Origin of the sequence: Paraburkholderia sp. BL6669N2 (assembly GCF_003387275.1) — a bacterium.
GTDB lineage: Bacteria > Pseudomonadota > Gammaproteobacteria > Burkholderiales > Burkholderiaceae > Paraburkholderia.
In genome coordinates, this window is the sequence record NZ_QUNA01000002.1 from 1,056,276 (window position 1) to 1,070,502 (window position 14,227).

Below are 14,227 nucleotides of genomic sequence, written 5' to 3' on the forward strand. Positions count from 1 at the left end.
GCGTTCATTCGCGCACCGAGGCCGGCAAAACGCGCAGATGGCACGGATCAATCGCGATGCTGTGCACGGCCACCTCGCGCCCCTCGCCAAGAAGGGGCGTGGTGGCGCCGTGCGGGATGAAGTCGTAGCGATGTGTCGAGCCGAAATAACGGACCTCGCCACACGCACCGTGGATGCGGTTTGCACACCCCTGCTCGGGATCAGCTTGCACGTGCTCGGGGCGCACCAACAGCTCGACGGCCTCGCCCTCGCGCAGCGAGCCGGACGGGGCGCACAGCGTCGTGAAGCCGACATCGATGCGATCAGTCGCGACCACGCGCCCGGGCAGGATCGTCGAATGGCCGATGAAGCGCGCGACACGTGCCGAGACCGGCTGTTCGTAGAGTTCGCGCGGTGTACCGACCTGCAGCACGCGGCCGCCGTCAACGATCGCGACGCGGTCGGCCATGCTGAGCGCTTCGTCCTGGTCGTGTGTGACAAGCAGAGTGGTCGCGCCACAGGCGCGTTGCAGTGTGCGGATTTCGTCGCGCAGTTGATGACGAATACCAGCGTCGAGCGCCGCCAGCGGCTCGTCGAGCAGCAGCACGCGCGGCTCAATCACGAGCGCGCGCGCCAGCGCGACGCGCTGCTGCTGGCCACCCGACAGTTGCGAGGGAAGTCGCCCGGCGTGACTCGTCAGGCCGACGCGTTCGAGCATTGCCAACGCCTGGCGGCGCCTCTCGGCCAAGCCGATGCCGCGCATCCTCAAACCGTACGCGACGTTGTCGGTCACACTTAGGTGCGGAAATAGCGCGTATTGCTGGAACACCATGCCGACACCGCGCTTCCAGACCGGCTGCTCAGCCACGTCCTGGTCGCCAATCACGATACGACCAGCATAGCCCCTCAGCAGGCCCGCCGTTAGCCGCAGCAGCGTCGACTTGCCCGAGCCGCTCTGGCCGATTACGGCGAGCAGCTCGCCCGGCGCAGCCTTCAGCGAGATGTCGGAGATGCCGTGCGAAGCGCCCGGGTAGGTATAGCTGACGGTATCGAATTCGAGGCTCATGGCATTACTTCAGTCGTTGCACGGTGGTGATTGAGGCGAGTGTGGCCGCCACGGCGAGCACGAGCAGCACGACGGTTGCCGCGCATGCAAAGCCCGATGCGCCATAGAACGCCTGTAGCAGCAGCACCGGATAGTTGCGGTAGCGAAAGCCCGCGATCAGATTCGAAATCTGGAATTCGCCGATGGATAGTGCCGCCACCATCACCAGGCCGGCGAACAGGCTGTGGCGTAGGTTCGGCAGTACCACGGTCAGGAACTGGCGCGAGGGCGCGGCGCCGAGCGTGGCAGCGCAGGCCTCGAGCGTGGCTAGATCGAGATGGCGCAAGTCGGCGAGTAGCGTCTGCAGCAGGTAGGGCAGCGTCAGCACCGCATGCGCGGCGATCATCAGCCACAGCGTGCCGAGCCAGGGCAGCGTGTCGCCGCCGAACACGGCGATATAGCCGAACCCGAGTGTGAGCGCCGGCACGGCGATCGGCATCAGCATCACGAGCCGGGCGACGAGCCCGCGCCCGGCTCTTGCCCGGTGGTTCAGCGCATAGGCGAGTGGCACACCAAGCAGTGTGTTCAGCGCGCAGCAGGCGAGTGCCACCGTGAGACTTGTCGCGAACGCGCGGCGAAAGCTACGGTCGGCCGCCAGTTCGGCGTACCAATGACCGGTCAGGCCGGTTGGCAGCAGCGTGTTGGTCCAGCTTTGACCCATCGAGCCGATCACCAGCAGCGCGATCGGAAGCAGCAGGTAGAGCGCGAACAGCACCACCACGGCACGTACCAGCATGCGGCCCGGCGATGGCGAACGGTTGCCACGACGAACAGGAACCCCAGCGGCGCTGGCCGCGGCAGCATGGGATGACATCAGCGAATCCGGTGGTAAGCAGAGGAGACAGCGCAAAACCCCGTCTAATCAAAGACTTGGAATTGCGATAACGAGCGTCATTGTGCGTTGCCGACATGGCATCGTCATGAAAAAAAAGTACAAAGTCCGCATCGTGCTTTGCGAATCTGGAATATCACGCAATGAAACATCTGTATCCGAACATCGCTGAACTGCATGCGTTCACCAGCTCGGCCAAGCATCTGAATTTTTCGTATGCGGCGCGCGAGCTGGGCCTGACGCCGAGCGCGGTGAGCCGGCAGATCGCGAATCTGGAGGTGCTGTTCGGAATGAAGCTATTCGTGAGAGAGGGGCGCAACCTGTCCCTGACGCGTGCCGGCCAGGTCTATCACGCGCGCGTCACAGGCCCGCTGCGCGAGATCGGCAACGCCTCGCTTGAATTGCTGAGTGTGCGCGAGGACAGCGACCTGCTGACCATCGCCAGTGTGCCGACCTTCACTACCAAGTGGCTAGTGCCGAGGTTAACGTCGTTCCTCACGGCAGCACCGAACATCACACTGAGCTTCCGGCGTCATCTCGCGCACGGCGATCCGTTCCCACTCGGACTCGATGCAGCGATCCGTTATGGCGACGGCCGCTGGGATGGGGTGAACTGCGACTATCTGGCGGGGCGCACTTTTGTGCCTGTCTGCTCGCCCGAATTCGCAGCGAAGCATGCGTTGCGCACGCCGGCTGACCTCGCGGCCGCGCCAAGGCTTGTGCACGAGCAGGCAGAAAGCGTCTGGCTTGTATGGTCGGAAAGACATGAGATCACGCACATGAACGCGTTCGCCGGACCGCGCTTCGAGCAGTACGCAGTGCTGATCCAGGCTGCGCAATCCGGACTCGGCCTTGCGCTCGTACCGGCGTTCCTGATTGGCGCAGCACTCGATGCGGGTACGCTCGTGCAGCCCGTCAATGCACCAGTTGATGTCGACAACCAGGGCCACTTCCTCTGCTACACACCGGAGCGCCTCGATAAAAGCGCGGCGCTGCGCAAGCTGCGCGACTGGATGCTGGAGGAATTCTCGACGCACGATCCGGCGGCACCGGCTACGAGAACGCCGACTCGACGGGGCGGCTGTTAGCCGCGTGCCGGGCTCCTGAACATTCTTCCGTATGCCACGTCCAGCGCGCCATTCGCAGGCAGCGATCGAACATTAGCGTGACTTTGTAGATGCGCGTTTCGGAGAAAAATCTGTTGCCATAGTCGGCCATTCGCTCATCCGGATTCTCATAGACGCCGAGATCACGGACGTAGTACTGGCGCAGCTGAGCTGACAGCTTCCGCGATTCTCTGATGGCAACGGTGGCCTCGTCGTCGTTGCCGTCAGCGGGCTCGGCGTTTCGCACATCAATTCACGTTAAAGTGCACGCGAACGTCCTGATGACTTTCGACGGGCCGTCCATTCTCGATTGCCGGGAAGAAACGCCATTGCCCAAGCGTGGCAAGCAGGATCTGATTCAGCCGCGGGTTCTGTGTGGGCTTGACCAGTTCGACATCGAACGTACCGTCTGCATGGACAGCGAAGCGTGCAACGGCAACCGCCTGAAAGGCCTGATCCCGAAGATCGTCGGGGACTTCCGGAAGCGGTTGCGAGAGCAGCCGGGCCTGCTGGCTGACGGTCGCGGGCGAGCCTGCGGCCGAAGATGGCGCGCCGTGCTGCGCGATGTCGTCGCTTGGGGCCGGCGCCGCTTTCGACTCTGGCGTGATGGGCGCATCTTGCCGCGCGGCCGTGGCGCCTTGCTGCGCGTCGGGGGCGGGGTGTGGCAGTGGCAGCACGCGAGGGGCCTGGTGCACGGCGCTGCTACGCGCCACCTGCGGCTGCCGTTGTGCAAGGGGCACGGCATGGGACGCGGTGACGGCATCACGCCGGACGTTGCCCTGGGGCGTTTCGCTTGTGCGTGGCGCGGGCGGCAACTCCACGACCTGCAGTTCGATCGCCTGCGGGGGCGCTGCGGGTTGCCCGGAGCCAATGAGCCAGCGCACGTGGGAAAGGAAGAACCACCAGACCATCGCTGCCAGCGTGGCGGCAACGATCACGCGACGCCCATTGCGGTTGCCGTACAGCAGCGATTCTCTACTCACGATGCACAGCAACGAGAAAGTGTTCGGCGCCGGCCTTGCGCGCTTCGAGTATGGCTTGCACAACCACGCCATGTGAAGCGCCGTCGTCGGCCGCCACGACAAGATTGCCGTCCTTTCGGAGCAGGTTCGTGACCGCCGCGCGAACTTCATCGAGCCGAACGGGCCGCTGGTTCACAAATATCTGGTTGGCGCGATTCACAGAGAGGGTGAGGGACTGCTCAACCTGCACCGGCTGCGCCTGTCCCCGCGGCAGGTCGACATGGACCGCGTCGAGCCGCTGCATAGCCAGTGTCGTGAGCATGAACGTGGCCAGCAGAAAGAACATCACGTCGATCATCGGGATGATCTCGATGCGGCCGCGTCGCGATATGCGCGCCCGCCGCAGCTTCATGAGACCGCTCCCGCACGTTCGCGCGCGAGGCGCAGGTCGCCAAGGCGCTCGTTCGCGAACGTCTCGATCTCCTCCATGAGCCGGTCCACGCGTCGCGAAAAATAGTTGAACGCAAAAAGCGCAACCAGTGCGATCACGAGACCGATGGCAGTAGCGACCAATGCCTGCGCGACGCCACCCGACACGCCCGAGGGACTGACGACGCCATCGCCGCCGATCAGCTGGAACGAATGCATCATGCCGACGATCGTGCCGAGCAATCCGAGCAGCGGCGCAGCGGTGACGATCGTTTCGAGCAGCCACAGACCGCGGCTCATGTCGCGCTCGATCTGCGAAGCGGCTTTTTCGATCTGCCCTTCGATACGCCAGACAGGCGTACTGTCGTCGTCGAACAGGACGTCCACACGCCGTAAAACGTGCTCGCCCGGCAGTGAATGCGCGGCGCCATTGTGCGGCATACGCGCGTAGCGCCAGCAGACGTAAGCCCGGTCGAACGCGATCGCGAGCGCGACGATCGCCAGCAGGCTAAGCGGGTAGATGACCCAGCCGCCGAGCCTCAACGCCTCGGCGACACCTTTCCATTCGTTCATGACTGGCTCCTTCGTGCCGGAATAATCAGAAGTGCTTGGTAAGGCCGGCGTAGATCGCTCGCTGCGGGCCATACTGTGGCGCGCCTACGCCGATGCCGGATCCATCACGCAGCTCGTAGACACGGCCGAAGGCATTGACCAGCACGAGCCGCGCATCGAACCTGCCGATCAGCGGCTCGCTGAAATGCTGGATCACGCCGAGGTTGACCTGCGCATACCATGGCAGGCGCCCGGTGTTCGCAAAGCCGCTGCGAAGGCCGCTACCGACGATCGCATCTGTCGTGAAAGTCGTCTGGCCCAGGGCGTAGCTGCCACCGAACGACGCGGTAATGCGTTGATCGTGATCGAGGTAGACCAGGTGGTTTGCGATGTAGGCCAGTTCGTCGGCGCCGAAGTTGAATTGCGCCGATTCGATGTTCTTTCCCTGCGCCCGGCTGTATGCGACATTCAGATACGCAGTCACATTGTCCTGGTGGTAGCTCGACGTGAACTCCACGCCGTAGACGCGCCCGTGCTGGTAGTTGAACGGCGTGAAGATGAGCGCAGTGCCGAATTGCCCCTCGTCGAGCAGATCGCTGGCGCGCTTGTAATACGCGTCGAGTCCTACGGTCAGTGCAGACGTGAGGCGCTGGGTGACGCCGATGTCAAAGTAATCGGCGCGTTCGGGCTTCACCGGGTCGTTCTGCGAGGTCGGGCTCTGATTGGTCGTGCCGTTGAACTTGCTGATCGTCGAATCGGACACGAGTTCGAAGGCGGGCGGCGTGAAGTAGCGCGCGTATCCGGCGTGCAGCGTCGTCGCGTTGGTCGGCTGGTACACGAGTCCGACGCGCGGGCTTAGCTGTCCGGCCTGCACATACTCGTCCATGCGGTCGTAACGCAGACCATAGTTGAGTGTCAGCTTCGGCGTGATTTTCCACTCGTCCTGCGCATAGAGGCTGTACAGGTAGCCTGACTTGCTGTTCGCATCCTGAATCGTGAGCGGCTGGTCGGAGGTCTGATTTCCGTTCGCGTCGACGGGAAACACGGCCACGGTGTTGTCGAACACGGCATGTTCCTGCTGGAACAGGAGACCGGCACGCAGCGTGTGGTGATCATTGAGCCGCCAGGTGAAATCGGTCTGGACGCCATTCGCCTGGTTGCTGTGGAAGTCCTCGGAAGCGACGCCGTTGAAAATGAGGTCGCCCACCGGGTCCGGATTGAACTTGGTACGTGTGTAGCGCGTGAAGAGCGCCACCTGATAGTCGAGCGCGCCACCGTTGGTGCCCTGCAGGGCGACTACCGCGAAGTTGTTCAGTTCCGACTGGGTCTCGTTGAGGTTCGCCGAGTCGAACGTGGACTGGCTGTTCAACGTGTAGACGGGGGCGAGCCCCGGCGTATTCGGAATCTGGAACTGGTTGCTTGCAGTCCCGAACATCACGGTCACGCGCGTGAGCGGGTTGAGCAGGTACGACATGTAACCGAAACCGTTACCTTGGCGCGTGTGATCGTGCAGGGGGCTGCCGTCCGAAGTGGGCGCCTCGATGCCGAGATTGTTCTGGCCGAGCGAACCGGCAAAGTAATAGCTGAACGGGCCGCTCGAGCCGAACACGTCGGCGCTCGTCTGGATCGTCTGGTGACTGCCGCCGTATACGTCGATCGTGCCGCCGTTGCCGCCGTCGCCGGACTTGGTGCGGATGTCGACGATGCCCGCCGTGCGATAGCCGTACTGGGCCGGCAGCGCGCCCGTCACGAGATTCACCTGATCGATGATCCGCGTGTCGAGCGACTGCCCGAAACCGCTGATCGGTTCGGGAATGATGATGCCGTTGAGTCGGTACTGCAGGTTCGCGTGGTCACCGCGCACGTGAAGCTGACCGTATGAATCGTTGGCGACGCCTGGTGCCTGCAGCAGAACCTGATTGAGCGGCGTGTTCGCGCCTTGTGGCGACGAGTCGATGTCGGCCTGCGTGATGCGGTAGACGCTCGCACCGACCTCGGGCAGCAGACCGTTGCGGGCGCGGTCAAGGCGCTGCACGTTGACGGTGACGTCGAGCGTGGTGTCTTTCTGGAGCACGACGGCGAGCGGCTCGGGCACCTGTCCCGGCGTCACCGTCGCGACGCGGGTGACGGTGCCGTAGCCGGAGGCCTCCCCCTTGACGGCGTAGGTTCCGGGCGTGATGTGGTCGAGCCGGAAGTGTCCGCTGGCGTCAGCCGTCGTCCGTGGGACGCTTTTGCCGCTGGCGTCCTGAAGTGAGATCTGGGCATGGGCGGGCACGTGGCCCTGGGCGTCGGCCACCGTGCCGGCAAGTGCGGCGTCGCCACCGGCAGCGACTGCGCGGGAGTAAAGCGTACAGGCGAGCAGCAGCATACCGGCCTGCGATAGCGGCGATCGGTTCATTGTCTTGTTGTGGTTGAGGGGTGGACGTGCCTGATGTCAGGCCACGATGCGCCATCGACGACAGGAGCGACGTTACGCAGCGGTGGCAATGTTATAACATAGCATTACGAGTTGGCAATCCCCCGCTTGGCGCAACCTGCGCTCCACAGGGAGAGGGAGCGAAAGACTCCGCTATCGTTGATCGACCGAGGTCCTCGCCTTCATATCGAACATCGGCCGCGAATGCCTCAAACGCATCGCGAAGCGGACCTTTAAAAAGCGACGCGGCAAGGCCGGAACTGCGCGCTTTCGGAACCGCGACCGTCCAATCTTGAAACGCGGGGAGCCGCGGCCTCAGGGGCGTGTTAAGTGCGCACCTTATTGCCTGTCCACAATAGGTCTGGATGCACTAACAGGTCCGCACTTCTCACGGCAAGTTGACCGCTGAAGTGGACTGCCTCAATACGCGAACTTCTGATACGCCTCCGGCGCGCGGGCAACGTCCAGTCGATCCACGCGCGGCATATAGCGCAGTAACCGCTTCGCCCGCAGGCTCAGGCGTTCGTCCACGTCGGCCGGCACGTCGATATGAACCTCGGGTCGAAAATACCAGCTCCTGCTGTAGCCGATCACCACCATTGGGCGCGGCTGATCCGTTCTATTCGGCGTACCTCGATGCAGAGCGCGAACGTCCCGCACCATGACATCGCCAAGTTCCATCTGGACGGCCTGCAGACCGACCCGGTTCTCGCGCCACGCCTTCATCGCTTCGTCCGGACGCATGCGATGAGTGCCTAGCGTGGTTTCAAAGGGACCGTTCTCGAGGGAGACGTCGCACAGCGGAAAATTGACCGCCAACTGAAAAGAGGGCATTTCCGGCTGGTCATCGAACAGCGGCGGCGTGTCGCGGTGGATGTCCTGGTACGTCGAGCCATTCAGCGGCGTGTCGGTGGCAAGCTGGCACATCACCGGGTCGTCGCCGGCGACCCGCTCGACGATACCGAGAATGGCCGGATCGCAAAAAATACTTTCGTCGGCGAACACACCCGTGAACGGCAGGGTGATGTAGTGCCGATTGTCACCGCGCACGGCAGTTGTCCCCGAGGCGACGCGCTCGCGTAGCAGCGGCTCGAATGCATCGCGCCAGGCCCTTAGCGTCGCCTGAGGGAAATGGTGTTTCAACACAACCATGCCATCGCGCTCGAACGTCGCCGCGTGCTCGTCCAGTTCGTCTGAAGAGAGGATGGTCATGCTTTGTCTCCTTTTGCAGTTGTAGAGCTTTTATCGAAAGCATTCTGTTGAGCGTGAACCCGCGAACCGACTGAGGAAGCTCACCGAGGAAGCGTCCGCACTTGAGCCCTTCAAAGCGGCCGCGGCACGCCGCATGCTTGCGTACGCAGCATTACGCGTCTGTTGGTATCAGTCTACCTATTGAAATGGAGTTTATATGACTACCGAGTCCGCACGCCCAACGCCACCACGTCAAACCGAATCCGATCCGACCGCCGCGGACCGCCGGTTGAGCGAGCAGCAGTAAGAGTCGCTGAAGAATGAACCGGAGCCGCCGAAGCCGAATAGCGGCGGAAAACTGCCCGACCCGAAAGAGGTGGGCGAAGCCGGCTGATAGGGAGGCAGGCTGCGCCGCGAGCCTTTTGCTCGCCCGCACGGATTGCGCACCGAGCAGCCTTTCGTTGTGCTCGAAATGGAAGCTTTCCATGAACGGTTCGATCGACTGTGTGATCGTAGGCGGAGGGCCGGCCGGCTTGACTGCGGCCCTCTATCTTGCGCGCTATCGCCGCACGACGAGAGTCTTTGACGCCGGCGAAAGTCGCGCGCGGCTTATCCCTGTTGCGCGCAACGTGCCGGGCTTTCCATCGGGCATTAACGGTGAGGCCTGGCTGGCCAACCTGCGCGAGCAACTCGCGCCGTACGACGTAACGCCCGAACCTGCCCGCGTGGAGGCCATCGAAGCTGTCAGCGATGGTTTCCGGATCGACTATCGTCCAATGGGAGGCGGCGACGCACAAACCGCGCGCTCGGTGCACGCCAGACGTGTGTTGCTCGCCGCCGGCATACGTGACGGATTGCCCTCAGTGCCCAACGCCGATGAACTGACACGCTGCGGCCTGTTTCGTCTCTGTCCGATATGCGACGGTTACGAGACTGAAGGCAAGGTTATAGCGATGTTAGGGCCGGCGAAGTGTGCGCTGTCACATGCCATCTTTATGCGGACATTTTCACGCGACGTGTCCGTGCTCGCTTCCGACCTCGACGCGCTATCCGACGCGGAAGTCGCTTCGGCTGCCGCTTGCGGCGTCAGTTTGATCGCGCTATCGAGACTCGACGCAATTCGGGGCGCTGACCAGGCGGTGCAGATCATCGGCCAGAGAGGAACTGTTCACCGTTTCGACGCGGTATATCCCGTCATGGGTTGCGATCCACGGACTGACGTATTGGGGCTCGACGTAGTGCGCGATGAGGACGGAATGGTGAGAACCGACAAACATCAGCGTACTAGCATCGAACGGCTCTATGCGGCCGGCGACATCGTCAATACCCTCAATCAGATCAGCGTCGCGGCCGGCGAAGCGGCCGTTGCCGCGACGGCGATTCATAAGAGTCTTCCGCACAACGCACTTTGAAGTGCTTACGGAGTGCGCCGATCAGGGCGAAGCAACGCCGTGGCTCTGTGTCCGTCATTTCCGCTGCGCTAGTGAGGAATCGCCGGCAGGCGGCACGCCGCTTGCGCCGCCTCATGCATGGGAAGGCAGCCCGCCTGCCTGAAATACCGTCCTTGGGGGTACGTCATGAAACATGGAAACAGGTCGTTCGTTGCTTTGGCTCTTGTCATCGCGTTGTCGTCTGCGGTAAGCGCGCGAGCTGGCGATAGCGCTGCGCGGGGCTCAACATCCGGCGCGGGCACTGGTTCCGCGCAAGCGTTGGATCAGCAGGACTATGGTTCGCCCGGGGACGCGCGCACTGACGCGGGGGCGCGAACCAGTGCGGGTTCCGGCTCGACTAGTTCCGCGACCACCCGTTCCAACAGCGGGAAGACCAACGGGTTAAATATGGGTACAAAAAGCGGCGCGAACAGCGACGTCAATAGCGGGCTTAGCCGTTCGAAACAGAACGGTGGCCAGTAAAGATCGTCACCGCTAGCGTCAGGAGTTACGAAGCCAAAAAAGCTTGAATGATTCAAAAGCGTTGACAAGCATGTAGCGTCGTTGACGCCGACTCAGGACGGTCGACATTTTGCGGTTGAGTCGGCGTCCGCGACAGACCGTGGATATTTTGTTGCTCAAGCGTGAAAACGCGTTATCGCAAAGCACCAACAGGCAGCGCGACTCGCGCAAGCGCGGCCATCGGCCCGAGCCGCTCGATCGCTCTCATCTGCGCCGCGTCGCGCACGAAGAGCGATCCGGCGAATCCGAGTGCGTTAATCGATACGCCCTCGACACACTCTTCCGATCTCGGTACGACCAACATCCATCGGCGTGTAACGAGCAGGTTATAGGGCGCCGATTGATGAAGTTCACCGCCGACTTCGACTGGCGCGATGCCGGCGGCTTCGAGCAGCGCGCGATAGCGGGACAGGAGCGACGGCGCCGCATCCACGGAAATCGCGGCACCGGGTTCGAGGCTCGCGAAAGCGTGCCGGAATGGCAGGCGCAGTACGGTTCGCGCCACACCATCAAGGAGCGCGGTTGCCAGAACAGACTCGATGGGAACCGGCGGTTCAGAATCGCCGAGCGGCAACGGCACCATTTGCAGATGCTTGTGCGCCTGGCTCGCCCCCGCAGCAGCGCCTGCATTGTAAAAACCGAGGCTGTCGAACTCGGCCATGCAGGCAATCAGCGACTCGAAGTCGGCCAGGTTGAGGAGTGCGTTCTGCGATTCCAAGTCACGGGTAACAATCAGCAGATGATTGTCGATGACATTGAACTTGTTGAGCAAAGCAAGGTGCGTATCGGAGATATCCGCGACAAAGAGGTCCGGCTCGTAGGGCAGGAATGGATCCGCCGATGGGTGCTCCCCGTCGTGAAGCTTGGGTGTTTGCCGGCGCTGCTGCTCCTTGCGGATCAGGCTCGAGACCTGCCGCACGACAAAGCGGATGCCGTCGCTTTCGAGCACCGTCTGCGAAGTCTCGATCCGTTGCAGCGCGCCGCAGCGTAGTGCGTGCTCCGCCTGGCGCAGCATGGCAGGCCATAGAGTTCCAGGTTGAAGGCGTCGATTTTCCATGCTTCGTCGCGGAGATTAATTTGCGATTGGGCCAGCCAGTGCACCGCTTTACCGCGACTTCCAGGCGGGTACTAACCGCCCGCCATCCGATTGGTCAGTGGACAGTTCTGAACTTCGCGTGCCGTCGGCAATATGTAATCGCGGAACTGCTCGCGCAGTTTCAGCTTGTGTAGCTTTCCGGTTGCAGTGTGCGGCAATTCGCCGACGAAAACGACATCGTCAGGAATCCACCACTTCGCGACCTTGCCTTCGTAGAACGTACGCAACTCGTTCTGTGTCACATCCATATCGGGGCGCTTGACGACCACCAGCAGTGGCCGCTCTGCCCACAAGGGATGCGCGCAGGCAATGCACGCGGCTTCCGCCACCGCGGGATGGGCGACCGCAATATTTTCTATGTCGATTGAGCTGATCCACTCGCAGCCGGACTTGATCAGGTCCTTGCTGCGATCGGTAATGCGCATGAAGCCGTCGCGGTCGATCGTGGCGACGTCGCCGGTCGGAAACCAGCCATCGACGAGCGGCGACGCATCGTGGCGGAAGTAGCGGTCGATCACCCACGGTCCGCGCACATGCAGATCGCCGAACGTGGCGCCGTCCCACGGCAATTCGCGCCCGTCGTCGCCGACGATCTTCATATCGACGCCATAGACCACATGTCCCTGCTTCTCGAGCAGCCTGCGTTGCTCGTCGGGCGGGCGCTGCGTCTGCTCCCAGTTGAGTCTTGCAAGGGTGCCGAGCGGCGACATCTCCGTCATGCCCCACCCGTGGATGGCTTCGACGCCGTAGTCGTCCTTGAACATTCTGAGCATGGCGGGCGGGCATGCCGAGCCGCCGATTATCGTGCGCTCCAGCGACGAGAACCGCACGCCCGTTTCACGCACGTAGTTGAGCAGTCCGAGCCACACGGTCGGCACGCCCGCCGAACACGTGACGCGTTCTGCTTCCATCAGATCGTAGAGCGACTTGCCGTCGAGGTCCTTGCCGGGGAACACCAGCTTCGCCCCAGTCAACGGCGCGGCATGCGCAATGCCCCACGCGTTCACATGGAACATCGGCACGACCGGCAACACAGAATCGCGCGCGGACAAGCCCATCGCATCGGGAAGCGATGCGCCGAACGCATGCAGCACCGTGGAGCGATGCGAATACAGCGCGCCTTTCGGATTGCCTGTCGTGCCCGAGGTGTAGCAGAGATTCGATGCGCTTCGCTCGTCGATGAGTGGCCAGTCGAAGTCACCGTCCTTCGCCATGAGCAACGCTTCGTAGCACGACGCGGCCGTCGACATGCGCGGCATATGCGCCTCGTCCGTCATCGCAATCCAGCCGAGCACGTTCGGGCATTGCGGCGCAAGCATGTCGACGAGCGGCGCGAACGTGATGTCGAACAGCACATAACTGTCGTCGGCGTGATTGACGATATAGGCGATCTGCTCGGGAAAAAGCCGCGGATTGATCGTGTGGCAGACGGCGCCGAAGCCCGTCGTGCCGTAGTACGTTTCCAGGTGCCGGTAGCCGTTCCATGCGAGGGTGCCGATCCGGTCGCCCGCTTCGACGCCGAGCGCGATCAGCGACTGCGCGAGTTGCTTCGCGCGCCGCTCGCAGTCGCGATACGTGTACCGATGCATATCGCCCTCGACGCGCTTCGACACGATCTCTGTCGTGCCGAAGTAGCGTGACGCATGCGCCAGCAACGAAGAAACCGTTAGCGGGACGTCCATCATCTGACCATGCAGCGGTGTTGTCATGGCCGCGTCTCCCTCGATCCGTGCTCGAATTGACTGGCTGCTGCTTCGATCGGCCTTTGACGCAAACGACGCGGCCAATCCCGCTCAGTGATTCAAGATAGGCTAACCCCAGACCTGTTGCAAATGGCTAATGGGGAATAGTTGCCGCCAGCTGATCCATTTCTGGAAGCATTTATTCCAGCAAGGAAAAACTGTTCTTCAGCGACACGCCGTGCCAAATAGCCGCCGCGACTCCTATAGTTCGCTTGGACCACAAGCAGATATTGTCAGTCAACATGCGCCAAGACTTTATGTGCGCGCTACTGCCCTTTATCGATCTGTTCACGCGCCATCGCGTCCCCGCACGGTGTAACCATGAAACGTTTTAGTCTGACCGCATCGCTATGTATTGCGTCGCTCGTGTCGCCGGCAAGTCAGGCACAAGACCCGCAGCCGTCCGGCTATCACTACACCTTGCCGCTCGACGTCGCGCTCGACGCGGCGAAAGAAGCGATTCGCGTGTGCGAAACGAAGCATTACTGGGTGACCGCGACGGTGCTCGATATGGATGGCGTGCCCCTGGTAGTACTGCGCGGAGACAGGAGCACGGTACACACCGCCGAATCGAGTATGCGTAAAGCGTTTACCGTCGTAACACTAGGGCCGGAATTTGGCTTCGACCGGTCGAGTGGCTTTTTCGAATTGATGAAAACGAGTCCATACGCGCCGCAACTCGCGACCGTGCACAACGTCATGGCATTGCCGGGCGCGGTAGCGTTCAAGGTGAATGGAGAGATAGTGGGCGCGCTTGGGATCGGTGGCGCACCCGGCGGCGACAAGGACGAGGTGTGCGCGGCGGCGGGCGTGGCGAAAGTCGCGGACCGTCTGCCGCACTAAGCTGCTTTCAGTAGCAGCGCGC

The 14,227-nt window shown here is 62.4% G+C and carries 13 protein-coding genes; 3 read left to right on the plus strand and 10 right to left on the minus strand.

The features are described 5' to 3' along the window. Positions 1 to 4: 4 nt before the first annotated feature. Together B0G80_RS27280 and B0G80_RS27285 are read right to left on the minus strand one after the other, a co-directional pair. Positions 5 to 1,045: an ABC transporter ATP-binding protein gene (locus B0G80_RS27280; RefSeq protein ID WP_116121134.1), complete on the minus strand. Its 1,041-nt coding sequence runs from the start codon at positions 1,043 to 1,045 to the stop codon at positions 5 to 7. A 4-nt stretch (positions 1,046 to 1,049) separates the two neighbouring features. Beyond that, on the minus strand, positions 1,050 to 1,898 hold the full coding sequence (locus B0G80_RS27285) for an ABC transporter permease (RefSeq protein ID WP_116121136.1): 849 nt from the start codon (positions 1,896 to 1,898) through the stop codon (positions 1,050 to 1,052). A 161-nt stretch (positions 1,899 to 2,059) separates the two neighbouring features. On the opposite strand from B0G80_RS27285, the gene B0G80_RS27290 reads away from it, so the two are divergent. Further along, positions 2,060 to 3,004 (plus strand): LysR substrate-binding domain-containing protein, encoded by a 945-nt coding sequence (locus B0G80_RS27290; protein ID WP_116121138.1) that lies wholly within the window; start codon positions 2,060 to 2,062, stop codon positions 3,002 to 3,004. Here B0G80_RS27290 and B0G80_RS27295 read toward each other — a convergent pair. The 6 genes from B0G80_RS27295 to B0G80_RS27320 form a co-directional block, all read right to left on the minus strand. Beyond that, positions 2,970 to 3,269, minus strand: coding sequence for a hypothetical protein (locus B0G80_RS27295; protein WP_116121140.1), 300 nt, complete (start codon positions 3,267 to 3,269; stop codon positions 2,970 to 2,972). The genes B0G80_RS27290 and B0G80_RS27295 overlap by 35 nt on opposite strands. A 1-nt stretch (position 3,270) precedes the next feature. Then, complete coding sequence (locus B0G80_RS27300; RefSeq protein ID WP_258879056.1) at positions 3,271 to 4,017, minus strand: energy transducer TonB; 747 nt, start codon at positions 4,015 to 4,017, stop codon at positions 3,271 to 3,273. Continuing rightward, a complete protein-coding gene (locus B0G80_RS27305) occupies positions 3,998 to 4,396 on the minus strand; it encodes a biopolymer transporter ExbD (RefSeq protein WP_106284693.1) in 399 nt (132 codons plus the stop codon). Before B0G80_RS27305 ends, B0G80_RS27300 begins: the two co-directional genes overlap by 20 nt. Then, entirely contained in the window at positions 4,393 to 4,986 is a 594-nt protein-coding gene (locus tag B0G80_RS27310) for a MotA/TolQ/ExbB proton channel family protein (RefSeq protein WP_116121142.1), read from the minus strand. Before B0G80_RS27310 ends, B0G80_RS27305 begins: the two co-directional genes overlap by 4 nt. Positions 4,987 to 5,011: 25 nt before the next feature. Next, positions 5,012 to 7,363 carry a TonB-dependent receptor gene (locus B0G80_RS27315; RefSeq protein WP_181920082.1) on the minus strand — a complete coding sequence of 784 codons (2,352 nt, stop codon included), beginning with the start codon at positions 7,361 to 7,363 and terminating at the stop codon, positions 5,012 to 5,014. 438 nt (positions 7,364 to 7,801) lie between these two features. Continuing rightward, on the minus strand, positions 7,802 to 8,593 hold the full coding sequence (locus tag B0G80_RS27320) for a phytanoyl-CoA dioxygenase family protein (RefSeq protein WP_116121146.1): 792 nt from the start codon (positions 8,591 to 8,593) through the stop codon (positions 7,802 to 7,804). 464 nt (positions 8,594 to 9,057) lie between these two features. Between B0G80_RS27320 and B0G80_RS27325 the strand changes: the two genes are divergently transcribed. Continuing rightward, a complete protein-coding gene (locus tag B0G80_RS27325; protein ID WP_181920083.1) occupies positions 9,058 to 9,984 on the plus strand; it encodes an NAD(P)/FAD-dependent oxidoreductase in 927 nt (308 codons plus the stop codon). A 673-nt stretch (positions 9,985 to 10,657) separates the two neighbouring features. Here the strand turns inward: B0G80_RS27325 and B0G80_RS27330 are convergent. Both B0G80_RS27330 and B0G80_RS27335 read right to left on the minus strand, forming a co-directional pair. Next, on the minus strand, positions 10,658 to 11,581 hold the full coding sequence (locus tag B0G80_RS27330) for a phosphorylase (RefSeq protein WP_116121150.1): 924 nt from the start codon (positions 11,579 to 11,581) through the stop codon (positions 10,658 to 10,660). 71 nt (positions 11,582 to 11,652) lie between these two features. Further along, positions 11,653 to 13,329: a 3-(methylthio)propionyl-CoA ligase gene (locus B0G80_RS27335; protein WP_116121152.1), complete on the minus strand. Its 1,677-nt coding sequence runs from the start codon at positions 13,327 to 13,329 to the stop codon at positions 11,653 to 11,655. A gap of 354 nt (positions 13,330 to 13,683) precedes the next feature. On the opposite strand from B0G80_RS27335, the gene B0G80_RS27340 reads away from it, so the two are divergent. Then, on the plus strand, positions 13,684 to 14,205 hold the full coding sequence (locus tag B0G80_RS27340) for a heme-binding protein (protein ID WP_116121154.1): 522 nt from the start codon (positions 13,684 to 13,686) through the stop codon (positions 14,203 to 14,205). The last annotated feature ends 22 nt before the right edge of the window (positions 14,206 to 14,227 follow it).